A 24,884-nucleotide genomic window follows, 5' to 3' on the forward strand; every position below is an offset into this window, starting at 1 on the left:
GGATTGAAGAAAAAACCGGCATTCAGGCCGCCTCGAAGGTCCGGTCGACCCGGGGGCTGATGGTGCATGTGTTCGGACGCTTCGCCGCCGCGATGCTCCTGCTCGCCTTCAACTCCTGATTCGCATTACATACGCACCCCTTCGAAGTTGGAGAGATTTACACCGATGTTGATATCATCGATAGAAAGCTTTCAGATCAGGATCGCGCCTTTATCAGTGACTCATTGGGAGCTGAACTGAGCGATATTGCAGACCCATATGAAGCTATGAATGTAACCTACAAGGGCAAGCCAAGCGAAGGTGACGTGAGTGGCGTTTCCGATATCTTCGAGGGAGCAGAACACTTTTTTATCGACGATGAGCAAATTGTTGAGTATGATGAAGATGGCGTGGCAGAAAGTTATGAGCGATGTGGTTTCTAACCTGTCAGTGATGGCAGCGTGGAGTGCAATTGCCATTAGAGATAATGCTTTTGTCATGGAGTCCAGCACGGTGCTTCGATTAGAATATACGTACGAATTAACCCAATCCTGTTAGGCAAAATACTCAAATGCGTTACTTAACTGTACTTATAGCCTCCCTCATTCTCACAAGTGCAACCAGTGGACTTGCGTACGGGCAGGCAACTGGCTGTCCCGAAGAAGGCAATGACCGCGCTCGGGCACAGGTGATGAGCATGTTAGACGACCGTCAAGATATACTTCAGCGAGACGGCATCAACGCCTCTCCCAGCCAACTGCGGCTGATGACCAACGACCACGATCCTGATGCCTGTGCTGAGCTTGTTCGCCCTTATCTAAACATGGAAGAAGGAGAAGATAGTTATCGCTATCAAAACTTTTTCTACACAACAGGGGCATACTATTTTAAAGTTCAGACCGTTCGTCCGTTAGAGGAGCGTCCTGGGGACGACCCCTGGGAACCTTTAGCTGGAAACATTATGGTCTTCGACGCTGAGTATAATCTTGTTGCTATATACGCGTAACAACATATCTAAAGGCCATGCATCTCCAACACCTCTTGCAACGCTGCTGGATTGCAGCATGCGTGCTGTGTGTGGTTGTGGCTCCGGGCTATGCTCAGGAGACTGAGGAAAAAGATATAATTGGCATCTGGGTTAGCACTGAAGATCCCGATACTACAATCCAGTTTACAGAGGGTGGCCTGCGGCAGACGTACTACGAGGGCGAAATGAGAAGCGAGTACAGCTATGAGTTTGTCGAGGAATGCGAAGGAGTTACAGCTCTTGAGCAAAGTCCACTCGGCACCGTGCTCCGCATTGTACCCAACACAGGAGAGCAGAGGTGTTACCATGTGATGAATCTAGCGGACGAACGACTTACATTAGCCTCGTTTGGACGAGGAGGGTTTAATTCGTACGAGCGAGTGGAATCGGGATCATAGCCCCTACGCCTTCGACTCATACTACTTCTTGGTAACGTACGTGCGCCCTCCGTCAAAATGGCCAGAGGATGGGCTTCCTGCTGGAAGAGCGAGAATAATCGTTTTCGATGGTGCATTCGATGTCGTGACTATTGTCATGATGTAAATGGGGCGAAGCCCATTTCATTTGTATTACTGCGTCCGATAGTTTTCTGGTCATCAACGCCGACTACGTACGTGTTGGTATCGATCTGCGACCAAGCATCCAAACGCTGTGTGTCACCAACTTCTCTTACAACGCTGCTGGATCGTGGCGTGCATGCTGTGCCTGGTCGCGGCTCCGGGCTATGCTCAGGAGATAAGAGCAACATCAGATGAAGGCACGCATGGCCAGACCGAAGATGTACCGTACATCCAGGCAAGTGATCTACAGCATGTCACGGTGCATCGTGAAAGCGCGAGTGGAGAAAGTGAATCTGCCGAGTCGGTTCTTGGACAGACCCCTGCTTTTGCAGAACTCGTATCAGCTTCCTCGCTGGAAGAGATATACCGGCTGTTAGGAAGCCCGAATGCCACAGACCAGGCTGACTTTCCGAGGGGCCGGTCCGTGCATACACTGAATTATGATGGGGCAACAATCGAATACGAAATGTATCAAGAGGGCCCTCGGGGCGTGACATCGCTGGAAATGCGCTCGTCAGACTGGGGACTTGCCATTGGAGAAGAAAAGATCTACCCCGGAATGGCCCTCTCCGAACTGAGTGCTACACTCAGAACCACCCGTCGCTCAGGTGACACGGCCCCCTTTGATAATCCTGATATCGATACCTACATTGCGATACCCATTGCTGAAGAGAGTGAGGACGGATGCCAGAAATTAGAGATATGGGGCGAATCCAGTTTGTATTGTACATCAACGATGATACCGAAACGGTTGAAATGATTCGGTTTCAACGTCCTCCGCTGTGATGCCCGTGCGAGATAGAGTCGTGGTCGTAAGAAGAGCGCTGACAATACTGCTACTTTGTTCGACTGCGTGTGTCCTGTATCTGCTTGCAACTCCAGCCTCTGCGGTTCAGACCGGTACGCACGTTCCTGCAGAGCCCGACACATCGCTTTTTGAGGCAGCAGTGCGGTGGGGAGAAGCAGAAACCAGCAATGCGTCTGCGTGGGCGATCCGGCTCCCCCTTCACGTTGATCCGCGTCCTCTTCGTTCTGACATAGAGGGGGCGGTGCTTCGAGAAGGAGATCTTGCCGAGGGAGAGGCTTCTGTCATGGAGCATCGCCGGGCCGTGCTTCAGCACCTGGGCATTCCGCAGCGAGATGCATTGACGTATCACGACGAATGCCTGTTCGCGTGCGATCCGCGTCTCATAAAACAAGAGGAAGTAGATCGCGTCGAGTGTCCCCGAGAGAAGTGCATGGCTACGGTCGTGGCTGTGAGTCTGCCCATCCGCCCCGATACAACTGCAAATCAGGACACGGTCCACTCTAAACAGACTCAAACGGCAGTTCGAGTTCTTCGGCTAACGCCATTTTCAGCCTACATCTACGAACTTGTTTTCCAGCAAGAGGGAGGCACATATACAATCGTCGAGCAAAAGCGACTGGGCGGGGGAGCGATGTAAGTTGCTTTTGATACCGTTAAGATCCTTCTTTCAAAGCCCGATCCGCCCTCGGTAATCAGATGTTATGAGCTCTTATCGTCTTCTGCAACGCTGGTGGATCGTTGCATGTATGCTGTGCCTGGTCTCGGTTCCGGGCTATGCCCAAGATGTCGATGTTTTCCGTAGCGAGGATATGCATGGACAGACGAGCGAACGACCATACATCAGCTATGGATATTTGCAGGCGGTGTTAATTGGGCGTGATGACGCCGATGTGCAGACCCTGGACCGTGGTCTGGTATTCCAGGAGCTGTTGGAGGTCTCTTCAGTCGATGACATCATCAATATGCTGGGAGAACCTGTATCGGTTGATGAGACCCGTCGTACAACAACATTGAACTATGAGGGAGCCCGCATTGAATACTACGAGCATGATGGCTCAACTGGCGTCATAAACATTGAGATAGATGGTTGCGATTGGTCGTTGACTGTTGCAGGGACCCGGTTGTATCCAGGCATGGACGTTGAGGCGTTGAGTCCATCTGTACAAGCCGGCCGCAAGGCGGGTGATACATCCACATTCGACGCTCAAGACATCGATAGCTTCGTGGCTATCCCCATTGCAGCCCCTGACTCGGGGCGTCGTGGAGCCCCGGAAATGATGCAAGAGGGACGCGCGCAGTTCTTGCTGTTTGCGAACGATGAGACCGATGTGGTAGAGATGATTCGATTTACTCGTTTGGGTCCCTGGTAGGCACAACTTGGAGCGCAGAGCAGTAACGAGCGGGTTCTGAATCGAATATCAGCGATTTAACGATTCGTATGAAAGCAAAACTGACCTCACTGGCTTTCCTGCTTTTGTTATGTCCCATACTGGTTTCGGCACAAGCATCACCATTTGACACCATCAACCGAGACGAGGTAGAGATTGGAGGGGCAATCACGTACGGGGATAGTGCTGGTGATCTTACATCAGCATTCGGTGACCCCGAACATACCAGGGACTATTACCTGGAGATGGACAAAAAGACAGAGGTGCAGTACATCTATGCTGATGGCTCGGAGTTCAGGTTCATAGACGACAAGCTGCACAGTTTCAAAATTGCATCTCCCGACTACACATTGTCGTTGGGGGAGGCTCAGCTTCAGATCGGCGATTCGCTGGCGTCAGTGGCGTCTTCGTTTCCCAATTCACGCAGCTATATGGAGAACGACGCAACGGCGATGATCATCGGGTTGGGAACCGGTGACCATGACGTTTTGCTTGTTGTCTTTGATGCGGAAGAGACAGTTTGTGAAATCCGCCAACACACGTTTTGACACACAAATGCGTTGTCGTGCGCGCCGTCGAAATATCAGACTACTCATTCTATGAGTGTGATCTGACTGTGGTCTACACCGCTGACCAGGGATGGGCAGTCGTAGAGAAGACAGTGATTGATGGAGCGGCTTCGTGAGTGCAGGGACTTGCCATTGGAGAAGAAAAGATCTACCCCGGAATGGCCCTCTCCGAGCTGAGTCCTGCACTCAGAACCCCCCGTCGCTCAGGTGACACTGCCCCTTTTGATAATCCTGATATCGATACCGACATTGCGATCCCCATTGCTGAAGAGAGCGAGGACGGATCGCCAGCGATTGAGGACATGGGGCGAACCCAGTTTGTATTGTACATCAACGATGATACCGAAACGGTTGAAATGATTCGTTTTCAACGCCCTCCACTGTAGTGTCGGCATGAGACTCAAATGCGTTACCTATCGGCACTTGCCGCCCTCTTCATTCTCACAAGTGCAACCAGTGGACTTGCGTACGGTCAGGCAACTGGCTGTCCCGAAGAAGGCAATGACCTCGCTCGGGCACAGGTGATGAGCATGTTAGACGACCGTCAAGATATACTTCAGCGAGACGGCATTGACGCATCTCCCAGCGAACTGCGGCTGATGACCAACGACCAGGACCCTGATGCCTGTGCAGAGATTGCCGGTCCTGCCCTGACCCGAAATGCGGAAGCAGAAGACGGCTACCGCTACAATCTCTTCTTCTACGCAACAAACCATCATTACTACAAGGTTAATCAACTGCGTCCGTTGGACGAGCGCCCTGGAGACGACCCCTTCGGACCCGCATCTGGAAACATTCTGGTCTTTGATGCTGAGTACAATCTCGTTGCGATTTACGTGTAACAACATATCTAAAGGCCATGTATGCACAACCCCTCTTGCAACGCCGCTGGCTCGTGGCGTGCATGCTGTGCCTGGTCGCGGCTCCGGGCTATGCCCAAGAGTCCGAGGAAGAAGATATTATCAGCACCTGGATTAGCACTGAAGATTCCGATGCTATAATCCAGTTCACAGAGAACGGCCTGAAGCAGACGTATTACGAGGGCGAAATAAGCATCGAGTATAGCTATGAGTTTGTCGAGGAATGCGAAGGACTTACAGCCCTTGAGCAAAGTCCACTGGACACCGTGCTCCGCGTTGTGACCAACACAGGAGAGCAGAGGTGTTACCATGTGATGAATCTAACGGACGAACGACTTACGTTAGGCCCGTTTAGACGAGGAGGGTTTAATTCGTACGAGCAAACTGCACAAGCAGCCCCCGACACCACGCTATTCGCCACGCTCGTACAGTACGTCAACGAAAATGGACTGTGGATCGGCCCGACTGATGCTCGTGCGTTCGACCTGCGAGACGTTGAAGCCGAGCGGCTCGTTCTTTCGATGGCACCTGATGCGGTGCATCCGGTCGCAGATGAGCGCAGCCAGACACTGCGTCGCTTCGGTGTCCCAGTAACAGATATTGTTGCGGACGCCGACTGTGCATTCACCAGCGGGTTGCCCGTGCCCGATAGCACAGGCGCCCTGGCTCCGGCTTCCCCAGCGTGCCAAGAAAAAGGATCGTTTGTAAGTGTTGTCTTCGGCTCGCCGCGTCCGGCAGACGCGTGCAGTGGCACCGAAACACAACTGGATTCGGAGGACACACGCCGATGCGTTGTCGTACGCGCTGTCGAGATATCAGACCACTCGTTCTACGAGTACGATCTGACAGTCAGGTACACCTTGGATCAAGGATGGATGGTTGTAGAGAAGACAGTGATTGATGGAGCGGATTCGTGACAACATTTACGCTTGTGCAATTGCAAGCAGGCCCTGCTCCGCTTTTATCGTATCTGTACGAGAATTGCAACTCATAATCGCTCTTCTATAAACCATCAAGATGACGCAATACAGCGTGCTGAAACTGTTCGAACGTCATTGGCAAGCGGTCGATGCCTTCCCGCATACGTTCCCAGTCAAGTTCAACGCCGTAGCTTGACCGGACAACATGGCGGAATCCGCGGTACGCACGCATCTCGTTTGCCAGGCTATCATCGAATAGGACGGGAAGCGCAGGCGTTGCATCTGCTGTGAAGCCCTCAAATAGTTCTGCGTGCCATTTATCACTACGAGGAAGCAAGACGTTGTAAAACCGGGCAATCCGCTTGAGAATATTCTCGGTGCCGTTGTAAAACTGCATGAGAAAGGCTCCCCCAGCCACTTTTTCGCGGAGTGTAGGTGCGCCACGCCCAACATCGCGGCGCAGGTGCACCAGTTCGGTAACAACGGTGTCCATTCGCGTTAACTCGTCGTGCACCTCTTCACGTAGCTCGGTTTTCGTCATGGCGATTCCTCTTCATGAACGACGCGTCCGCGATCCAGAATGCGCTGAGTAAATGTATTAGCAGGCTCTAAGGGCACTACGTCCACAGGCACCGGAAGATGTGCATCGAGTTCAGCCGCCAACTTGTAGAAGTCCCAGCCCGGCACACCTCCAATAGCCAGGTCAAGGTCACGAGCTGCATCGGGGGCCGACTGGGTGCTGCCAAACAGCACGACCCGCGTGGCTCCGTGGCGGCGGGCAATAGCAATAGCTTCGTCAATATGGTTGAGGGCAACAGGCATAGCTCAGGATGTTGGTTCAGAAGCAAATTCAATAACGAACGTGTTCTCCAGGCGCGTTCACCTGCGGCAAGTAACCATTTGCATCACACTTTTTCTGCCGATAAAGAGATCTGCTCAGACTCATTAGGTTTATGCAAAGAGTTGTTGGGCGTATATTGTCAGTACGAATAACTCCGATACGGTGACTTTGCCACCAATGACATAACACCCCCATTCCGTAACGGGCCTTGCAAGCGACGAGTTCGAGGGCCTCTGCTCTGTTTTTGAAGCCGTCTGGCAGTATTACACTTGAGAAAGCAAACCGCAATAACATGAGGGCTGGAAAAAAGCGTGCGAATGTGTACTTCGCCGTTAGTAAGCAGTGAGGCTTCTACCAGATACACGTTCGGCGGCCCGTTCGCTTCAGTTTCATGATTTCCTTGACGCGTATACGGATACTCTCGGGGGCGGCGGATGTCTCGGATATTCCTTGAGACGTGCTGAACGGAGCTGCCGATACCACACATACATAGACGCCTCGCATTTGGTACAAGCAGACGCTGACCTCTGGTTACTACACTTGCACCGGGGTCGCTGCATTTTCCACCGCATACACCGCCACCGCACACGCTTCCAGCGCCTGCTCCAGATCGGCCCACAGCGCATCCGCACTCTCTAAGCCGACGGACAGGCGCACCAGTCCGGGCGTGATGCCGTGATCGGACTTCGCGTCGTCGGACACCACGCCGTGGGTGAGCGAGGCGGGGTGCTGGATGAGCGTGTCGGTGGAGCCGAGGCTCACCGCTGCGGTGATGAGTGAGACCGCCTCGACTGTCGCCCGTGCGGCGTCGTACGTACCCAACTCGAATGAAATCAGCGTGCCGGGGCCGTCCATCTGCCGTGTGTAGCAGGGAGCAGTGTCGTATCCCGGAAAGTGCACGGCCTGCACCGCCGGGTGCGCCTCCAGCCGGTCGGCCAGGGCGGTGGCGGTGGACTGTGCGCGCTCCACGCGGGCTGGAAGGGTAGGCATGCTCCGATGCATCAGGTAGGCGGCGTGGGGATGCAGCAGCGCGCCGGTAGCCACCCGCACATGACGCAGCGCCGCGGCCCAGTCCGCATCCGAGGTCGAGACGACCCCGCCGATCACATCGCCGTGTCCGCCCAAGAACTTCGTGGCGCTGTGCAGGGAGAGCGTGGCCCCGTGCTCCAGCGGACGCTGAATGACGGGCGGCGCAAACGTCGAATCCACCACCACGGGCACATCTCCCGCTTGATCGGTAACCGCCTGGATGTCTACCAGGTCGAGCGTCGGGTTGGCGGGCGTCTCGATCATTACGAGGGCAGTGGTGGGGCGCATCGCCTCCGCAATGGCGTTGGGGGCGGCCCAGGATACGTCGATCCCGAGCAGGTTGCTGGTGAGCAGGTGGTCGGTCGTGCCGTAGATGGGGCGGACGGCCACAACATGCGGCGTGGCATTGTCGTCGCGGAGCGTGCGCGTGGCCATCAGCACAGCGGTGACGGCAGCCATGCCCGAGGCATACGCCACGGTGTCGGTGGCGCCCTCCAATTCGGCAACCGCCTGCTCGGCGCGCGCTACCGTTGGATTGTGCAGGCGAGCGTAGACGGGCGTTTTAGCCGTGGCCGCGCCGTGCGCCAGCTCGGTGAGACTGCGAGCGGCAGCGTCCATATCGTCGAACGGATACGTCGACGACAGGTCAATGGGCGGCGCGTGCTTGCCCAGCGCATGAACAGAAGCGCGTCCGGCATGAACCGCGGTGGTGTACAGATCATCAGAAGCAGACATAGCGCATCAGGGAGCGATGGGACAAGAACGTAACGGGCTCGTATAATCGGAAGCGCTTACAGCATCCGCAAGCGTTCCGAATTATCTTCGTTCGATTCCGCTATGGCTACGCTCGACCAAACGGACTGCGAAATCCTCCGTATCCTACAGAAGAATGCTCGCATCCCCAACAAAACGCTGGCTGAACAAGTCGGACTCGCCGAATCTACCTGTCTGATGCGGGTGCGGCGCCTACGGGAGGAAGGGGTCATCAGCGGTACGCGTACGGTGGTGGATGCGGAGGCGCTCGGCATTGGCGTGCAGGCGATGGTGGCCGTGCAACTGCGGAGCCACTCGCGCACCACAGTCGAGCAGTTTCAGCGTGCGGCGGTGCAGCGCCCAGAGGTCGTGGCGTGCTACCATCTGGGCGGACGCACCGACTTTCTGTTGCACGTTACGGTACGCGATCCAGCGCACCTGCGCGACCTGATCCTGAGCGCCTTTACCGCCCGCGACGAGGTGCAACAGGTCGAAACCTCGCTCATCTACGACCAGCAGCACACCGACGCCTGGCCCATCTACCCCGAAGCGCGCGCAAAATGACAGTTCGGTTTTGGATGTCTGATTTTGGATTTGGGATTCCGAAGGAACATGGCAACGTCTTCTCACAACAGCATCTCCGGCTTTTCAAATGCGACGGCGCCGCCCTGAGAAAGTGCAAGCAAGTATACGCGATCACTGTCGATTTCTAAGTCATGAACTGGAAAAGGCAGGGTGAATTGAAATTGATAGGCTCCTGTTTCCTTATCAAAAACATCTACACGTGTGCTGGTTAGTACGTCTTGCATGTCATTTTCTTCATTCACTACAGCACCCGAATGGAGCGCGTACACGTACTGGTTATCGGTATCCAAACGTAGCGTCATCGTTGGGTACACATTGCGTGGAGGCTCCATCATGTCAACGCCTTCGCGGGCTCCAAGAAAATCAGGAGGGTTCACGTCATGCGGTGCCGACGTGTTGAAAACAACTTCACCTGTTTCAGATATGGCAACGATGTGGCTTGCGTGCTCAAAGCCCATGTACGCGGTACCCTCGTCTAAAACTGTAGGCCCCTTTTTGGCTACGAAGTTTTCCTCAAAGGGGACAAACGCATCTCCAAATTCGCTGAGTTGTACTTCCCAAGCCAGTTCGTCAATGACGATACGCTCGTCTTCATTGATCTGCAAAGCATGCGCATGTGCAAGTACGTTTGGATCAGACGGTCGCCGAACTATTTTTGCATTCCCTATTCCAGGTTGAAATGGTACAGGTACATTTACACGATGCATGAACGTGCCTGTGTCACGGTCAAAAATAGACAGGAGCTGATTTTGTACGTCTCGGAGTGCAATATATTCGTCCTGAATAATGTGAAAGGAGCCCAGCCATTCAATCTGACCGGGACCCGATCCTTCTTCTCCCACGTGTTGTTCGAATGATCCATCGGTGGCGTTAAATATCCAGAGCGGTCGTTCGCCTCGAAAGTCGCCAACAAGAACTGCCCCGTCATGAACGTCGATGAACCGTGGATCTGCCAAAAAATAATCAGGATGTATGTCGTCGGCCGTACGCCATAGCTCTTCCCAATCAGGCTGGATAACTTCAGGAACGTCAGCTACAGAAGCATTTTCGGGATTCAGATTATTACTGGAAGTGTAAGCAGAACCTTGATTGTCATGAGTAGTGATTCCGCAGCATAGTAAAACGATGAGCGTTATTATAGCAAAAAGGGGCTTCGTTTGCATGGCTACACGCATTTTCAAATATGAACGTTTAAAACAAAAAAGGAGCATACACTGCTTCGCAATGTATGCTCCTCTGGAACGGCTTGTGGAAGGTATAACGCTTTAGATCAACTACTGCATCTACCCATCGATTGCTATTGTGGCATTGCCATAGAATGAGATGCCCATGTACTCAAAGCAGATAGAAGGATCCGACTCGCATTCAATATCGCCTGAACTGCGACGTATATTTCCCATCATACCAGCTTCTACGACATCAGAGCACGTTGCGTCTTCAGACAAAACGGCTTTTACCGAAGGATGAACTTGTCCGGGTACTGTGACAGTTTCGTACGCCGTAGGCTCATCCTCTTCAGGAGAAGGGGCGTCTGCATGCACCACAGAAGTTCCCAGAAATGCGACAGAGAGAATCAGGAGGCTCGCGAGGAGTCCACCTCGCTGGAGGTTCAAAGCAGCCATAAGATGTTGGGCTTTGAATGATAAAGATTATGTTTACTTCAAAAGCAGGGTACGAGAAAAAAAAAGAATACCAAGCGGGATCGCGTGCGTTTACATTTTCTTAATATTGGGGTCAGATTGAAGAAGTCGGTCATATCTGTCTCTGCGTGCGCTCTCCTCAATTGTTAGGAGACGGAGTTTGGAATGCACGACTGAACACGCAGCTTCCATCTGCTATCGTCTATCTCGCGATCCATCCATCTTGACCTGCTTTCGCATTATTGCAATGCATCCGGCACACAGTTTCAATCGGTCGCGGGGCTGCTGAGGGTAAATTGTGAAGAACCTTTGTAAGTGAGGAGGCGTGTAATGTAAAAGTTGAGTAAAGCGCAGGTAAGGGTCGCGGTTCGTTATTCGCGATTTGCGTCGCTGAGCACGCGCCTTACCCAGATGTTGAGCCCCGCCTAACTCGTGTCATGGGTTGGGCTATCAACGACTCCCCAGCCCACTACCCACCCATTTAGGAAGCGCTTCCATGAGTCAACTGACCGAAACCCTCGAACGTCCTGTTGGTGCGTCCACGAATCCCGCAAGCGAAACGGCCCGGCACTGGCTCGGCGCGTTTGGCGATGCACTTGCACAGGGCGACCCCGCCGGCGCGGCCCGCCTGTTCACGAAAACCAGTTTCTGGCGTGACCTCGTTGCCTTCACCTGGAATCTCAAAACGGTAGAGAACCCCGCAGGCGTCGAAGACATGCTCCGCGAAACGCTCGACCATGTCGTCCCTTCCAACTTTCAGCTCGCCGAAGAGGCCGAGGAAGCCGACGGCGTGGTCACTGCGTGGTTCACTTTCGAAATCAAGGTCGGACGCGGGGAAGGGCTCGTCCGGCTCAAGGACGGAAAAGCCTGGACCCTGTTGACAGCGCTCTACGAGCTCAAGGGCCACGAGGAACCAATGGCTGAGAATCGCCCGATGGGTGCGGAGCATGGCGTTGACCCGGACCGCAAGGCCTGGGTCGAGCGGCGCGAGGAAGAGCTCGAAACACTCGGATACACCAAGCAGCCGCACACGGTCATCGTGGGGGGCGGACAAGGTGGCATTGCCCTTGGGGCGCGCCTACGCCAACTTGGGGTGCCTACCATCATCGTAGAGAAGAACGACCGGCCCGGCGACTCGTGGCGCAATCGCTACAAGACGCTCTGCCTGCACGACCCGGTGTGGTACGATCATCTGCCGTACATCCCCTTCCCAAAAAACTGGCCTGTCTTCTCCCCAAAGGATAAGATTGGCGACTGGCTGGAGATGTACACGCGCGTCATGGAGCTGAACTATTGGTCCAAGACTGAAGCCACACACGCACGCTACAACGACGAGGCCGGCGAGTGGGAGGTAACGGTTAATCGTGATGGAGAGGAGGTCGTCCTGCGTCCAAAAGAACTCGTCATGGCCACAGGCATGAGTGGCTACCCGAACATACCAAACTTCAAGGGGCAACACATCTTCAAGGGCGAGCAGCAACACTCCTCCGAGCACCGGGGACCCGAGGGCTGTGAAGACAAGCGGGTTGTCGTAGTCGGGTCGAACAACTCCGCCCACGACATTTGCGCATCGCTCTGGGAGGTCGGGGCCGACGTTACGATGGTGCAGCGTTCCTCTACACACGTTGTTCAGTCTGACTCGCTGATGGAGCACGGGCTTGGCGATCTCTATTCAGAGCGAGCGGTTCGAAATGGCATGACGACGCACCGGGCAGATATGATCTTTGCCTCGCTGCCCTACCGTATCCTGCACGAGTTCCAGACGCCGATCTACGACAAGATCAAGAAGTTGGATTCGGACTTCTACGATGCGTTGGAGGAGGCCGGGTTCATGATCGACTTTGGCCCCGACGGCTCTGGGCTCTTCATGAAGTACCTGCGCCGCGGCTCCGGTTACTACATCGACGTTGGGGCCAGCCAGCTCATCATCGACGGCAAGGTGAAGGTGGCACGCGGGCAGGTCGTTGAGCTCACCGAAGACGCAGTGGTGCTGGAGGACGGCACTGAGCTTCCGGCAGACCTCGTCATTTACGCGACGGGGTACGGCTCCATGAACGGCTGGGTGGCTGGCCTGATAGACGAGGCTACGGCCCGCAAGGCCGGTAAAGTGTGGGGCATTGGCTCAGACACCCGCAAAGACCCCGGCCCGTGGGAAGGCGAACAGCGCAATATGTGGAAGCCGACCCAGGTCGATCACCTGTGGTTTCATGGCGGCAACCTCCATCAGTCGCGCCACTACTCGCTCTACCTGGCCTTGCAGCTAAAGGCACGACACGAAGAGATTCCGACGCCGGTCTACGGCCTGCAGGAGGTGCACCACGACGGGATTTAGCTGCGCCGTGTTTGATGAAGGATCAGGCGTACCGCAACGGGCAGGTCTCTCCGTAGACCTGCCCGTTGGAAGGTCGCGCCCGCGTGCACGACTTCTGCTGAGTGTGACGTGCGACCCGCGCCCTTCCCTCTGGTCTTCAGCTTTGCCGGTTCGCTCTCATAATATTCGGGGAGGGGGGCAACGCAAAGTGATGGAAGAAATATGCCAGTAGCTGGAGACGGGGAGCGCCACCCGGCGGGGACGTCTCCGGCGGGGCTGGCGAGGACGAACGGGGGACCGTTCGCCCCAGGAAAGATGCTTATCAGGAGAGCGATCACTTAATGCCTGTCGACTACCAATATTCGGTACTTGACCAGAGAAAACAGCACACAAGCCTCCATCAGAAGCCAATCCCCAATCCAAAATCCCAAATTGCCAACTCGGACGTAAACCTTTCGTCGCGGGCGAATCCTATGCGGAGGCCGAGCCGTCTTATGGGTTCCGGTAGTCTCCCTTCGCATCCCCCCAAAGCACACTGATGAATCGCTTTACGCTCTCGATGGCCTGGCGCGACAGCCGGGGCAGCCGGGCCCGCCTGGTGCTGTACCTGTCGGCGCTGGTGGTAGGCGTGGCGGTGCTCGTGGCGATTAACGGGTTTGGAGATAACCTCACCCGCACCATCGACAACGAGTCGCGCCAGCTTCTGGGGGCCGATTTTGCACTGGAGCGCGAAAATGCATTTCCGGATAGCATCCGCGCCGTGGCCGACTCGGTTGGAGGCACGCAGGCAAAACGCATCTCGTTTGCCTCCATGGTCGCTTTCAGTGGCGAAGACGGCGGGACGCGCCTCTCCACCATCCGCGCAACCCAGCCCGGCTATCCGTTCTACGGCACGGTGCAAACCACACCCGCCGGTCGCTACGACGGATTTGCTGAGCGCGGCGAGGCGCTGGTCGATGCGACGCTCTGGAACGCCTTTTCGCTGTCGGAGGGTGACTCCATTCGCGTAGGACGCAACTGGTATCCGGTGGCCGGACGCGTCGATCAGATGCCCAATGAGGCGGGCATCGCCTCCTCGTTCAGTCCGCGGGTGTACGTGCCGTATGCCGGACTCGACACCACCCTGCTGGGGCGCGGCAGCCGCGCGGAGCACGAGCTCTACTTTCAGTTCGACGACAGCCGCGACATCGAGGCGCTCGTCAGCAGCATCCGTCCCGCCATGGAGGCTGCTGAGGTCGACATTGACACAGTCGAGGAGGCCGCGGGCAACTGGCGCGAGGGACTTGGCAACCTGTATCGGTTTCTGAGTCTGGTGGGATTCATGGCGCTTATTCTGGGATGCATTGGCATTGCCAGCGCCATGCACGTGTACATCCAACAGCGCCTGACCTCGGTTGCAGTGCTGCGTTGCCTCGGGGCAAAGTCGGGGCAAACCTTTCGCATCTATCTGACACAGGCCGCTGCACTTGGCCTGCTTGGGGGCGGGTTGGGCACGGCCCTTGGCGTGGCCATGCAGGTGGCTGTGCCTGCTGTGCTTGCTGATTTCTTGCCCGTGCCGGTGTCGTTTACGGTGTCGTGGCGCGCGGTGGGTCTGGGACTGGGATTAGGCACCATCGCCACAATTCTCTTCGCACTGATTCCGCTCTTGCCCGTGCGCCGCGTATCGCCGCTGCAAGCACTGCGGCAGCAAGTAGAGGGTGCCGAGGGGCGCGACTGGCTCCGCTGGGCGCTGGGTGGTGTCATTGGCGCAGCGCTCACCGGCTTTGCCGTCGTGCAAGCGCCAACGTGGCAGATTGGGCTGGGCTACGCCGGCGGCCTGCTTGTCGTGTTCGCCGCGCTGGCGGGACTGGCGCGTGGACTCATGCGCGTGCTACGCCGCGCAGTGCCGTCGAGCTGGAGCTATCCGCTGCGGCAGGGCCTCGCGAACCTGCACCGTCCGCACAACCAGACTACCGTGCTGCTCGTAGCGCTGGGGCTGGGCTCGTTTCTGATCGCGACGCTGCTCGTGTCGCAGGAGACCATCCTCTCGCAGATCCGCCTGACCGGCGATGCGGAAGACCGTCCCAACATGGTGCTCTTCGACGTGCAGCCCGACCAGGTGCGCGGCGTAGCAAATACGATTGAGGAGGCCGGGGCGCCGGTGCTCGATGAAGAGCCCATCGTAACCATGCGGCTCTCGGCAGTAAACGGACGCTCGGTCGAAGCCCTCCGCGAAGATCCCGACGTGCGCACCACGTGGGCCCATCGGCGCGAGTACCGCTCCACCTACCGCGACCATCTTACCGAAAGCGAAACGATCGTCGAAGGTACGTTCGTGCGCGAGCGCTTCGAGGGCGAGGGGCCGGCGCCCATCTCGCTCGAAACTGACATTGCCGAGGAGCTCAACGTAGCCATAGGCGATGAACTCACCTTCGACGTGCAGGGCGTGCCCATGACCACGGAGGTACGCAGCCTGCGTCGCGTGGACTGGCAGCGCATTGGCACCAACTTCTTTGTGGTGTTTCCGCCCGGCGTGCTCGAAGACGCCCCGCAGATCTACGCCATGCTCAGCCGTACCGAAAGCAGCGACCAGGCCGCCAGCGTCCAGAATGCCGTCGTAAGCGCGTTTCCCAACGTATCCATTATCGACCTAACCCTGGTGTTGCGTACCGCGCAAGACCTGTTTTCGAAGCTCGGCTACGTCATCCGCGTAATGGCGCTCTTCAGCGTACTTACCGGGCTCCTGGTGCTCATGGGCACGCTGCTGGTAAACCGGTATCAGCGGGCGGAGGAAAGCGTGCTCCTCAAAACGCTGGGCGCATCGCGGGCTACGGTGCTCAAGATTCTGGCGGTGGAGTATCTCCTCCTGGGCGCGCTGGCCACTGCCGCGGGCATTGGGCTGGCCATCGGCGCCGGTGGACTGCTTGCATATTTTGTCTTCGACAGCGCGATAGCGGTAGCGTGGAGCGACCTGGCGCTTACCTTCGTTGTAATCGTAGCGCTGGTGCTTGGCCTGGGGCTCTTCAACAGCCGCAGCCTGTATGATCAGTCGCCGCGTGCTGTATTGAACGCAGAAGCCTGACGCGGAGTGCTCAAGGTCATACGATCAGGCATTTGCACGTTGGAGATGCCAAGCGTAGTGCCTCCTTGACGTAGCACCCCAATTCAAAAGCGCTTACAATACCAACATGATGCTATGCTCGAACACACCTTTACGTGTCCGTACTGCTGGGAAACACTAACCGAGCAGGTCGATCCGGTACATGGCACGCACGAGTACGTTGTTGACTGCTGGGTGTGCTGTCGGCCTATCCAGATTCGGGCGACGGTGCAGAACGGACAGATTGTAGCGTTTAACGCCCAGCCCGCCAGCGGCCACCGATGAGCTCAGCATGCATGCCGGTGCTATTGACACCGAAGCGACCTTGCACCATGGGCGTACCTTGCGCATCCCCCCAAACCCGCCATATTTTTCGAATTTGACCCAACCCCTCCGCTTATGCCCGATACCCAAACCCAACTGGCTCCAGAAGCGGTGCAGCGCCGTGTTGATGACGTGCGTGAGCGCATAGCGCAAGCCTGCGAGCGTGCCGGACGATCGATCGACGAGATTACGCTTGTAGCTGTGTCGAAGACGTTCCCCATGCAGGCAATCGAATCTGGCGTGGCGGCAGGGCTAACGCACTTCGGCGAGAACCGGGCCCGCGCGCTGCGCGACCGCGTGGAGAAGCGTCCCGGCCAGTGGAAAGGCGGCGATGTGTGCTGGCATATGATCGGGCATCTGCAAACGAACAAAGCCAAGTTCGTAGCCCGCCATGCCGATCGTTTTGAGGCGCTCGACAGTCCGCGCCTGGCCGAAGAGCTGAACAAGCGTGCTGGGAAGAACGATCGCGTGCTGCCGTGCTTTGTGCAGGTGAACATCAGCGGGGCCGACCAGAAGTACGGCCTGCCGCCCGACGAACTCCACGATTTTCTGGATACGTGTGCCCAGTACGACCATCTCCACATCGACGGACTGATGGGGATGGCGTCGTTCGTGGACGATTCTGAAACGGTGCGTTCCGAATTTGCCCACCTGCGTACATTGGCCAGTACCTACACCGGTAGTGCTCCGAACATAGCGCTTGAAGAACTTTCGATGGGCATGAGCAACGACTTTGAAGTTGCAATCGAAGAAGGAAGCACGATGGTACGCATTGGGAGCGCTATCTTTGGGCCGCGGTCGTAGCAACGGATGCCGCGAAAAAGGCGTCTGGATGCAGAGGGGGCCTGTGCGGTGTCAGATGCGCAGCAAGATTCATATGGAGCGCACCGTGTATGTAGAACGAGCGAAACAGAGGAGGCCCTCCATCGTGAAACCGATGTAACATGGTGCGTGTGCATTCCCCAATCCACAGGCGCTCTTGGCCCGCGTATTGCTCCATGCGTCGCATGCCTTTTGCGTCTACAACCATGCATCCTCAGAACCAGGCACGGCCGCAAGATCGGACGTTTCGGTACTCACGGTCTTTTCCACACCCACAGTTCAGCATATGAAGCTCACACCCCTTGACATCCGAAAACAAGACTTCGACCGTAGTCTGCGCGGATATAGCGTAGAGGAGGTGGAAAGCTTCCTGGAAATGGTCGCCGACCAGTGGGAAGAGCTGGAGAGCGAAGCGCGCCGCGCCAAAAGCCGCGCGGAAGAGCTGGAACAGCAGATGTCGCATGTCGAAAAAGTCGAGGATGCGCTGCAAGAAGCGCTCTCGGCTACGCGCGAAAACGCGGAACAGCACCTGAGCAACGCGCGCGACAAAGCCGAGAACATCGTGGCGAAGGCCGAGGCGAAAGCCGAACGCATGACCACCGAGGCCGAAAAAGAGCGCAATGCCATCCAGCAGGAGGTGCACACGCTGGAGCAGCGGCAGCAGCGCATTGCCTCGCGGCTGAGCGCTTTCTTGAAGTCGGAGCTCGAAATGCTCTCGGCATACAAAGAGGGCGACCGGTTCGAGAAGGCGCCTGCACGCACGCCAGAATCCGAAACGGTTCCGCCAGAGGAAGCCAGTTCCGGCATGGGGACGCTCGATACCCTGGTCGACAGCGATATGGCGCAGGGAGACGACGCCCCAGAATCGCAATCCAGCGCCCCAGCGTCGGGATCCAAATCGACGGACACGCCCACCCCGTCCGACCTCGGGGTGCGAGAAGAAGCAACCTCTGCTGAAGCGCCGAGCGAAACCGCTTCGTCAAGCAAATCTGACGCACCCAGCGAAACCGCGTCCAGCAAGGCGGCGACTGATACGGATGAGAAAAGCGATGCCCCCAAGAGCGGGTCAACAGCCAAGGACGTAATGGCGGAAGTGGACCAGATGCTTGGCGGTCAGGCCGAGACTGAAAGCGATGCGTCCGACGCCCCATCGGCTGATCAGGCAGAGTCTACCAGCGAGGTGGAACCGGTTGACGATGCAGAACCAACGGACGAGTTCGACTTCTCGGACCTGCTTGGTGAGGCAGAAGAAAGCAGAGCGGAAGAGAGCGAGCCCGATGAGCCCGCCACTACTGACTTTGCCTCGATGTTCGAAGGCATCGAAGATGAGCCAGACGATGCCACCGAAGAGTTTGATGCCCCCGAGCCCGTTGATGTTGAAGATGATGACGACGGAGATGATGACCTGGAGCGGGCCATGCGCTCGCTCTTTCCTGTGCTCGAAGAAAAGGCAGGCGGCAACAAATCAACGGCATCACAGAGTGCGGCCGAGCCTGAGCCCGAGCCCGACACGACCTCGCTCGACACCAGCACATCATCCGAAGCAGCGCCCAGCGAGTCGCAGTTTGAGGCGATCAAGCGCGATGTGCAGCAGCGCGAATCGAAACAGAAAAGCAGTACGAAAGAGAAAAAATCACAGCCGGTCGACGACGAAGACGAGGCCTCGACCGAAGAGATCGAAAAGATCTGGAGCATTCTTGAAGACATGGACTGATTCAACGGGCGTTGCGCCCGGCACGAGTTGCATGTCTCGCCGGTATTTGTAAGCATAGAGAGGGCGGTGCGCTATATTGCGCTGCCCTCTTTTGCATGGTTGTTCACCCACGGCTTTTCACCTACGGCTCCCTACGTATGGCAGATTCTGTTCTTGCGCCCGATACCCGCCTTGCCCACGTTAACGCAGCAGCCGATGTACTGCGGACTACGCTACCCGACATACCGCACATTGGGCTGCTCACCGGGGCTGGAACAGCGTCGCTTGCTGATGCCCTTTCGGAAACGACCACGGTGCCGTTTGCCGATGTCCCTCACCTGCCGACTGCCGAGAGCGGACCCGACCGTGCGTTCGTAGCCGGTATGCTACATGGCCACAGCGTGCTGGCGGTGCCCGAGCCGCTGCATCTGTACGATGGCCTCTCGGCGCGCGAGGTGGCACTGCCGGTTCGCATTATGGGCGCGCTGGGCATTGACCTGCTGATTGCGGCACCCACTGCGGGCAGTGTAAATCCGCACTACGCGCCGGGCGATGTGATGCTGCTGAGCGACCATATCAACCTGCAAGGCGCAAACCCGCTCGAAGGGCCCAACGTGGATGCCTGGGGGCCGCGCTTTCCCGACATGAGCGCACCCTACAACGCTGACCTGCGCACCGCCGCCCACGAAGCCGCCACCCGCGCCGAAACGCGCCTGCACGACGGCATCTACCTGGGCGTGCCGGGGCCTAACCTGCAAACAAAAGCCGAGTACCGGTTCATGCAGCATATTGGGGCGGATGCAGTAGGTACCGGACTCATCCCCGAAATTATCGCAGCACGTCACATGGGGCTGCGCGTGCTGGGAGCTGCCGTCATCACCGATGCCTGCTTTGCTGATACCATGCAGCCCACTGCGCCCAGCGACGTTGCCACGGCGGCGGAGACGGGACGCAAGTGCCTGGCCCGCGTCCTGGCGCAACTGCTGCCCACCCTGTAAGCTGATTCCGGCGGCGTTGCGCCCAGAAGCCGTTTTGCCGGACGCCGCCCTGTTCGTTCTGTTTAGATTGTCTGCTGATTTCATGAGTCACTTCACGCCCATCGACCGCCTTTCGCTTCCCGATATGGAAGAGGACCTGCTCGACTGGTGGGCCGAGCACAACGTGTTCGACCGCACCCTCTCCGAGCGCGAGGGCGCCCCGGCCTACACCTTCTATGAAGGCCCGCCCACGGCCAACGGACGCCCCGGCATTCACCACGTCATGGCGCGGTCGATTAAGGACATCTTCTGCCGCTACAAGACGATGCAGGGCTTTCAGGTGGCTCGCAAAGCTGGATGGGATACCCATGGCCTGCCTGTCGAAATTGAGATCGAGAAGCGTCTGGATCTGCAGAGCCGCGCCGACATCGAGGAGTACGGCATCGAAGCTTACAACGCCGCCTGCCGAAACAGCGTGCTCGAATACAAAGACCTGTGGGACGAGCTCACCACCCGCATGGGCTACTGGGTTGATCTCGACGACCCGTACGTCACGTTCGAGACCGACTACATCGAAACGCTCTGGTGGCTCATCAAGCAGATCCACGAGAAAGGTCTGCTCTACCAAGGCTACAAGATTCAGTGGTACAGCCCCGGCTCGCACACGGTGCTCTCCTCGCACGAGGTCAGCCTCGGCTACGAGGAAACCCAGGACCCGAGCGTATACATCCGCTTCCCCGTGCAGGGCGAAGACGATACCTACTTTCTGGCCTGGACGACCACGCCGTGGACGCTCATCTCGAACACCGCGCTGGCTGTAGGGCCTGACCTCACCTACGTGCGCGTGGCCCACGACGACCCGCATCAGGGCCAGGAAACGCTCATCATGGCCAAAGAGTTGCTGGATACCGTGCTGGGCGATGAGCCGTACGAGATTCTCGATACCATGTCAGGCAGCGACCTGGTTGGCCAGACGTACGAGCCGGTGTTTCCCTACTTCAAAGACAAATTGGGGGCGAATGCGGCATGGCGCGTGGTACCCGCAGGCATCGTCTCAACGGAAGAAGGCACCGGCGTGGTGCACATGGCGCCCGCGTATGGTGAGGAGGACTACGCCGTGGCCCAGGACCACGACCTGCCGCTTGTGAACCCGATCGATGCCGACGGCCACTTCACCGACGAGGCACCGCTGGTCGAGGGCGAGTGGTTCAAGGATGCCGATAAGACGATCACGACCGATCTCAAGAAGCGCGGGCTGCTCTACAAGCACGAAACCTACCTGCATAACTACCCGCACGACTGGCGCAAGGGCACGCCGCTCATGAGCTATCCGGTCGAAAGCTGGTTTGTGGAGACCACCGCCGTGAAAGAGCGGATGGTGGAGCTCAACAAGACCATTAACTGGCAGCCACCGGGTGTGGGCGAGGGGCGCTTTGGCGAGTGGCTGGAGAACAACATCGACTGGGCGCTCAGCCGCCGTCGCTACTGGGGCACGCCGCTGCCCATCTGGCAGAGCGACGAAGACCCTGAATACGTCGAAGTCATCGGTTCGATCGAAGAGCTGCGCGCCAAGTGCGGCGACCAGCTGCCCGACGACAACGACGACATCGACCTGCACCGCCCGTTCGTCGACGAACTCACCTGGCCCGCGCCCGACGACGTGGGCGGCACTATGCGTCGCGTGCCCGATCTCATCGACGTGTGGTTCGACTCGGGCGCCATGCCGTTTGCGCAGTGGCACTATCCGTTTGAGAACAAAGAGCAGTTTGAGCGCAACTTCCCCGCCAACTTCATCGCTGAGGGCGTGGACCAGACGCGCGGGTGGTTCTACACGCTGCATGCGCTGGCCACCCTCATCATGGACGACGTGGCCTACGAGAACGTCGTTGTAAATGGCCTCGTGCTCGATGACAACGGCAACAAGATGTCGAAGTCGAAGGGCAACACGCTGGAGCCGTTCGAGGTGATCGACGAGTTCGGGGCCGACGTGGTGCGCTGGTACATGATGAGCAACACGCCGCCGTGGGAGAACATCCGCTTCTCGAAGCGCGGCCTGCGCGATCTGCGCCGCAAGTTCTTTGGCACGCTCGAAAACGTCTACAGCTTCTTCGCCACCTACGCCAACATCGACGGGTACACGTACACCGGCGAGTCCGTGCCGGTGGATGAGCGTCCTGAGCTCGATCAGTGGATTATCAGCCGTCTGCAAACGACCATCACGACCGTTACCGACGAGTTGGACGACTACCATCCGACCAATGCGGCACGGGCCGTGGAGCAGTTCGTAGACGACCTGTCGAACTGGTACCTGCGGCGGTCGCGGCGGCGCTTTTGGGCCTCGAAACAGTCGCAAAACGGAACCGATGAAGGGGCAGACGACGCAGTGTCGGTCTCTAACAAACAAGCCGCCTACGACACGGTGTACGAATGCCTGGAGGTGGTGTCGCGTCTCATGAGCCCCATTGCGCCCTTCTTTGGCGAGTGGCTCTTTCAGGCGTTGCACGAGAGCGACGCTACGCCTGCGGGCGATTCGGTGCATCTGGCAGACTTGCCCGTGCGTACCGAAGCACGCCACAACGAGGCGCTGGAGCACCGGATGGGCCTGGCGCGCACCATCTCGTCGGTGGTGCTGTCGCTGCGCAACGAAGCCGAGATCAACGTGCGGCAGCCGCTGGGCCGCCTCATGGTAGTCACCGGCACCGGCGTCTCCGAAGACGTGGTGGAGCAGGTGCGCGACATCATCCTGGACGAGGTGAACGTAAAGACGATCGAGTACGTCGACGGCTCCAGTGAAGTGGTTGAGCGCTCGGCCACCCCCAACTTCAGCCGCCTGGGGCCGCGCCTCGGCCCGCTCATGCAGCCGGTGAACAAGGCTGTGCGCGCCCTCGATGATGACGCTATTGGGCGCTACCTGGATCAGGGCCACATCGAACTGGAGGTGGACGGCGAAACCGTGCGCCTGGGCTCCGACGACCTGGAGATCTCCAGTGCCGGCATCGAAGGCTGGCTCGTGGAGCAGCACCGCGACGTGACGGTTGCGCTCGACACGCAGATCACCGACGACCTCCGCACCGAAGGGCTCGCCCGTGAATCCGTCAAGCGCATTCAGAATCTGCGCAAGGATGCCGAGTTTGACGTCACCGATCGCATTGTTGTGACCTACGACGGCTCCGCCCCGATTCGCAGTGCGGTGAACGCCTACTCCGAGTGGATCCGGAACGAGACGTTGGCCCTGGAGTTGCAGCCCTCCAATCAGCCTACGGGCGAGGCCACCCAAACTTTCGAGATTGGAGACGAGCACTTGACCGTAGGCATCCAGCGGGTGTCGCGGATGTAGCAGGGGCTCTGGGCCTCGAAGCCAGCTGTCGTCCCGCGTCGCCGCCCTGCCTCCAGACTGTTTCGTTCCTCGTATGGATTGACCTCTATGGCTGACGACGCTACGTCTTCTTCCGACTCTACTACTACCGACCAGGCGTCCGAAACTCCGTTTTCGGAGGAAGAGCTGCAGCACTTCAAAGATCTGATTCTGGAGCGCCGCCGCAAAGCTAAAGACGATGTGGAGCGGATGCGCAATCAGATTGAAGACGCCAAAGAGCAGGCGGGCGACAATACCGCGTATAGCTTCCATATGGCGGATGCCGGTACCGATGCCATGGAGCGGGAGAAGCTGCACCTGATGATTGCGCGCCAGCAGAAGTACATTGGCTACCTCGACCGCGCGCTGGAGCGCATCAAAAACGGGACGTACGGCATCTGCAAGGTGACAGGCAAGCCCATTGCCAGAGAGCGCCTGGAGGCGGTGCCGCACACTGAGATCTCGATCAAGGCGAAGAAGGAGCAGAAGAAGCAAGAGCGGCAACAGTCGTAGATCCGTTCGCTGCACGAGTTGCGCCGTTGATACGGGGACTCGCGGCAGTTCATCGTTTGTTTGGTTTGTGTTGTACGTATGCGCGTTTTTGGAATTGCTGCTGCTGTTGTTGCGCTCGACCAGGCCACCAAGTGGCTGGTGCTCCAACTTATGCACCGCCACCAGTCAATCCCCCTCTTAGGCGACTGGCTGCAGTTCACCTTTACAGAGAACCCCGGCATGGCCTTTGGCATTGAGGTGGGGCCGCCCGGCACGGTCGCCGTGCTTGCCGTCGTGGCCACAGGGCTTGTGGCCTACTACATTGCCCAGGTGCGCGGGTTGTACTGGCCGTATCGCGCCAGCCTGGCCTTCATTCTGGGCGGTGCCATCGGCAACATCATCGACCGCGTGTTCTACGGCGTGTGGTTGGGATACGGTGAGCTATTTCAGGGGCGTGTGGTTGACTTTATCCACGTGAGCCTGTGGCAGGGCTTTGTGCCTCCGGGCGTGCCGCTCATTGGCGGTAGCTACATGGAGCTCTTCCCCATCTGGAACGTGGCCGATATGGCCATTGTGTGCGGCGTGGTCGGCGTGCTGTTCTTCCACAACACATTCTACGAGGCTATGATGGCAAAAGAGCAGGCCGAGGCCGCCTCTAAACAGGACAACGCCTCCGCCGAGCCCGTCGGCACGTCAGATGTTGCCCCTGCGGATAGGTCCGCCGGGTCGTCGTCTACTGAGCACCATCGTGCGGCGTCGCCCCCGACACCCGCGTCATCCTCTGAAGATCGTACCCCGGGCGCGCCGGATACTCCTTCGGCATAGCAGTACCACCGGGCCCAGCACGCCCGGCGCAACGCGTTTCGCCCTAA

23 protein-coding genes and 1 pseudogene are annotated in these 24,884 nt (G+C 57.8%); 19 read left to right on the plus strand and 5 right to left on the minus strand.

Going from position 1 to position 24,884, the window contains the following annotated elements:
* From CRI93_RS15680 to CRI93_RS06365, 9 genes and pseudogenes are all read left to right on the plus strand, one after another.
* Positions 1–119 (plus strand): annotated as a pseudogene (locus CRI93_RS15680) (IS982 family transposase); the annotation flags it as partial.
* A 147-nt stretch (positions 120–266) separates the two neighbouring features.
* Positions 267–422 carry a hypothetical protein gene (locus CRI93_RS15350; protein ID WP_176521737.1) on the plus strand — a complete coding sequence of 52 codons (156 nt, stop codon included), beginning with the start codon at positions 267–269 and terminating at the stop codon, positions 420–422.
* Between the two features lie 128 nt (positions 423–550).
* Positions 551–985, plus strand: a complete 435-nt coding sequence (locus CRI93_RS06325; protein WP_098061781.1) for a hypothetical protein — start codon at positions 551–553, stop codon at positions 983–985.
* Positions 986–1,657: 672 nt separating this feature from the next.
* Positions 1,658–2,326 (plus strand): hypothetical protein, encoded by a 669-nt coding sequence (locus tag CRI93_RS06335; protein WP_141491592.1) that lies wholly within the window; start codon positions 1,658–1,660, stop codon positions 2,324–2,326.
* Positions 2,327–3,075: 749 nt separating this feature from the next.
* Positions 3,076–3,744 (plus strand): hypothetical protein, encoded by a 669-nt coding sequence (locus tag CRI93_RS06345; RefSeq protein WP_141491593.1) that lies wholly within the window; start codon positions 3,076–3,078, stop codon positions 3,742–3,744.
* A 68-nt stretch (positions 3,745–3,812) separates the two neighbouring features.
* Positions 3,813–4,310: a hypothetical protein gene (locus CRI93_RS06350; protein WP_098061786.1), complete on the plus strand. Its 498-nt coding sequence runs from the start codon at positions 3,813–3,815 to the stop codon at positions 4,308–4,310.
* A gap of 179 nt (positions 4,311–4,489) precedes the next feature.
* The gene (locus CRI93_RS06355) at positions 4,490–4,717 is read left to right on the plus strand and encodes a hypothetical protein (RefSeq protein WP_141491594.1); all 228 of its coding nucleotides are present in this window, start codon (positions 4,490–4,492) and stop codon (positions 4,715–4,717) included.
* Between the two features lie 18 nt (positions 4,718–4,735).
* Complete coding sequence (locus CRI93_RS06360) at positions 4,736–5,173, plus strand: hypothetical protein (protein WP_098061788.1); 438 nt, start codon at positions 4,736–4,738, stop codon at positions 5,171–5,173.
* A gap of 17 nt (positions 5,174–5,190) precedes the next feature.
* Positions 5,191–6,108, plus strand: coding sequence for a hypothetical protein (locus CRI93_RS06365; protein ID WP_098061789.1), 918 nt, complete (start codon positions 5,191–5,193; stop codon positions 6,106–6,108).
* Positions 6,109–6,193: 85 nt separating this feature from the next.
* On the opposite strand, the gene CRI93_RS15435 is transcribed toward CRI93_RS06365, so the two are convergent.
* The 3 genes from CRI93_RS15435 to CRI93_RS06380 all read right to left on the minus strand — a co-directional run bounded on the left by CRI93_RS15435 (position 6,194) and on the right by CRI93_RS06380 (position 8,716).
* Positions 6,194–6,652, minus strand: coding sequence for a ribonuclease toxin HepT-like protein (locus CRI93_RS15435; RefSeq protein WP_217992508.1), 459 nt, complete (start codon positions 6,650–6,652; stop codon positions 6,194–6,196).
* Entirely contained in the window at positions 6,649–6,933 is a 285-nt protein-coding gene (locus CRI93_RS06375) for a nucleotidyltransferase family protein (RefSeq protein ID WP_098061790.1), read from the minus strand. The genes CRI93_RS15435 and CRI93_RS06375 overlap by 4 nt, the downstream gene beginning before the upstream one ends.
* Positions 6,934–7,486: 553 nt before the next feature.
* Complete coding sequence (locus CRI93_RS06380; RefSeq protein ID WP_098061791.1) at positions 7,487–8,716, minus strand: trans-sulfuration enzyme family protein; 1,230 nt, start codon at positions 8,714–8,716, stop codon at positions 7,487–7,489.
* A gap of 102 nt (positions 8,717–8,818) precedes the next feature.
* Here CRI93_RS06380 and CRI93_RS06385 point away from each other — a divergent pair, with 102 nt between their 5' ends.
* The gene (locus CRI93_RS06385; RefSeq protein WP_098061792.1) at positions 8,819–9,298 is read left to right on the plus strand and encodes an Lrp/AsnC family transcriptional regulator; all 480 of its coding nucleotides are present in this window, start codon (positions 8,819–8,821) and stop codon (positions 9,296–9,298) included.
* Between the two features lie 62 nt (positions 9,299–9,360).
* Here CRI93_RS06385 and CRI93_RS06390 read toward each other — a convergent pair whose 3' ends face one another.
* Entirely contained in the window at positions 9,361–10,530 is a 1,170-nt protein-coding gene (locus CRI93_RS06390; protein ID WP_098061793.1) for a 6-bladed beta-propeller, read from the minus strand.
* Positions 10,531–10,602: 72 nt separating this feature from the next.
* Complete coding sequence (locus tag CRI93_RS15105) at positions 10,603–10,941, minus strand: hypothetical protein (RefSeq protein WP_141491595.1); 339 nt, start codon at positions 10,939–10,941, stop codon at positions 10,603–10,605.
* Positions 10,942–11,464: 523 nt separating this feature from the next.
* Between CRI93_RS15105 and CRI93_RS06400 the strand changes: the two genes are divergently transcribed.
* The 9 genes from CRI93_RS06400 (at position 11,465) to CRI93_RS06440 (ending at position 24,837) form a co-directional block, all read left to right on the plus strand.
* Entirely contained in the window at positions 11,465–13,291 is a 1,827-nt protein-coding gene (locus tag CRI93_RS06400; RefSeq protein ID WP_425436969.1) for a flavin-containing monooxygenase, read from the plus strand.
* Between the two features lie 517 nt (positions 13,292–13,808).
* Entirely contained in the window at positions 13,809–16,331 is a 2,523-nt protein-coding gene (locus CRI93_RS06405; RefSeq protein WP_098061796.1) for an ABC transporter permease, read from the plus strand.
* A gap of 114 nt (positions 16,332–16,445) precedes the next feature.
* The gene (locus tag CRI93_RS06410) at positions 16,446–16,634 is read left to right on the plus strand and encodes a zinc ribbon domain-containing protein (RefSeq protein ID WP_098061797.1); all 189 of its coding nucleotides are present in this window, start codon (positions 16,446–16,448) and stop codon (positions 16,632–16,634) included.
* A 114-nt stretch (positions 16,635–16,748) separates the two neighbouring features.
* Positions 16,749–17,477 carry a YggS family pyridoxal phosphate-dependent enzyme gene (locus CRI93_RS06415; protein ID WP_098061798.1) on the plus strand — a complete coding sequence of 243 codons (729 nt, stop codon included), beginning with the start codon at positions 16,749–16,751 and terminating at the stop codon, positions 17,475–17,477.
* Between the two features lie 304 nt (positions 17,478–17,781).
* Positions 17,782–19,209, plus strand: coding sequence for a DivIVA domain-containing protein (locus CRI93_RS06420; protein WP_098061799.1), 1,428 nt, complete (start codon positions 17,782–17,784; stop codon positions 19,207–19,209).
* A 137-nt stretch (positions 19,210–19,346) separates the two neighbouring features.
* The gene (locus CRI93_RS06425) at positions 19,347–20,186 is read left to right on the plus strand and encodes a purine-nucleoside phosphorylase (RefSeq protein WP_176521738.1); all 840 of its coding nucleotides are present in this window, start codon (positions 19,347–19,349) and stop codon (positions 20,184–20,186) included.
* 82 nt (positions 20,187–20,268) lie between these two features.
* On the plus strand, positions 20,269–23,502 hold the full coding sequence (ileS, locus tag CRI93_RS06430; protein WP_098061801.1) for an isoleucine--tRNA ligase: 3,234 nt from the start codon (positions 20,269–20,271) through the stop codon (positions 23,500–23,502).
* An 87-nt stretch (positions 23,503–23,589) separates the two neighbouring features.
* Positions 23,590–24,033: a TraR/DksA family transcriptional regulator gene (locus tag CRI93_RS06435; RefSeq protein WP_098061802.1), complete on the plus strand. Its 444-nt coding sequence runs from the start codon at positions 23,590–23,592 to the stop codon at positions 24,031–24,033.
* Between the two features lie 78 nt (positions 24,034–24,111).
* The gene (locus CRI93_RS06440; RefSeq protein WP_098061803.1) at positions 24,112–24,837 is read left to right on the plus strand and encodes a signal peptidase II; all 726 of its coding nucleotides are present in this window, start codon (positions 24,112–24,114) and stop codon (positions 24,835–24,837) included.
* Positions 24,838–24,884: the final 47 nt, after the last annotated feature.

The sequence above is a fragment of the Longimonas halophila genome, assembly GCF_002554705.1.
Taxonomy (GTDB): Bacteria; Bacteroidota; Rhodothermia; order Rhodothermales; family Salinibacteraceae; genus Longimonas; species Longimonas halophila.

Coding starts and splice junctions, on each gene's coding strand:
- CRI93_RS15350 (WP_176521737.1), top strand. CDS start 267: ATGAATGTAACCTACAAGGGCAAGCCAAGCGAAGGTGACGTGAGTGGC.
- CRI93_RS06325 (WP_098061781.1), top strand. CDS start 551: ATGCGTTACTTAACTGTACTTATAGCCTCCCTCATTCTCACAAGTGCA.
- CRI93_RS06345 (WP_141491593.1), top strand. CDS start 3,076: ATGAGCTCTTATCGTCTTCTGCAACGCTGGTGGATCGTTGCATGTATG.
- CRI93_RS06350 (WP_098061786.1), top strand. CDS start 3,813: ATGAAAGCAAAACTGACCTCACTGGCTTTCCTGCTTTTGTTATGTCCC.
- CRI93_RS06355 (WP_141491594.1), top strand. CDS start 4,490: ATGGCCCTCTCCGAGCTGAGTCCTGCACTCAGAACCCCCCGTCGCTCA.
- CRI93_RS06360 (WP_098061788.1), top strand. CDS start 4,736: ATGCGTTACCTATCGGCACTTGCCGCCCTCTTCATTCTCACAAGTGCA.
- CRI93_RS06365 (WP_098061789.1), top strand. CDS start 5,191: ATGTATGCACAACCCCTCTTGCAACGCCGCTGGCTCGTGGCGTGCATG.
- CRI93_RS15435 (WP_217992508.1), bottom strand. CDS start 6,652: ATGACGAAAACCGAGCTACGTGAAGAGGTGCACGACGAGTTAACGCGA.
- CRI93_RS06375 (WP_098061790.1), bottom strand. CDS start 6,933: ATGCCTGTTGCCCTCAACCATATTGACGAAGCTATTGCTATTGCCCGC.
- CRI93_RS06380 (WP_098061791.1), bottom strand. CDS start 8,716: ATGTCTGCTTCTGATGATCTGTACACCACCGCGGTTCATGCCGGACGC.
- CRI93_RS06385 (WP_098061792.1), top strand. CDS start 8,819: ATGGCTACGCTCGACCAAACGGACTGCGAAATCCTCCGTATCCTACAG.
- CRI93_RS06390 (WP_098061793.1), bottom strand. CDS start 10,530: ATGCTCCTTTTTTGTTTTAAACGTTCATATTTGAAAATGCGTGTAGCC.
- CRI93_RS15105 (WP_141491595.1), bottom strand. CDS start 10,941: ATGGCTGCTTTGAACCTCCAGCGAGGTGGACTCCTCGCGAGCCTCCTG.
- CRI93_RS06405 (WP_098061796.1), top strand. CDS start 13,809: ATGAATCGCTTTACGCTCTCGATGGCCTGGCGCGACAGCCGGGGCAGC.
- CRI93_RS06410 (WP_098061797.1), top strand. CDS start 16,446: ATGCTCGAACACACCTTTACGTGTCCGTACTGCTGGGAAACACTAACC.
- CRI93_RS06415 (WP_098061798.1), top strand. CDS start 16,749: ATGCCCGATACCCAAACCCAACTGGCTCCAGAAGCGGTGCAGCGCCGT.
- CRI93_RS06420 (WP_098061799.1), top strand. CDS start 17,782: ATGAAGCTCACACCCCTTGACATCCGAAAACAAGACTTCGACCGTAGT.
- CRI93_RS06425 (WP_176521738.1), top strand. CDS start 19,347: ATGGCAGATTCTGTTCTTGCGCCCGATACCCGCCTTGCCCACGTTAAC.
- ileS (WP_098061801.1), top strand. CDS start 20,269: ATGAGTCACTTCACGCCCATCGACCGCCTTTCGCTTCCCGATATGGAA.
- CRI93_RS06435 (WP_098061802.1), top strand. CDS start 23,590: ATGGCTGACGACGCTACGTCTTCTTCCGACTCTACTACTACCGACCAG.
- CRI93_RS06440 (WP_098061803.1), top strand. CDS start 24,112: ATGCGCGTTTTTGGAATTGCTGCTGCTGTTGTTGCGCTCGACCAGGCC.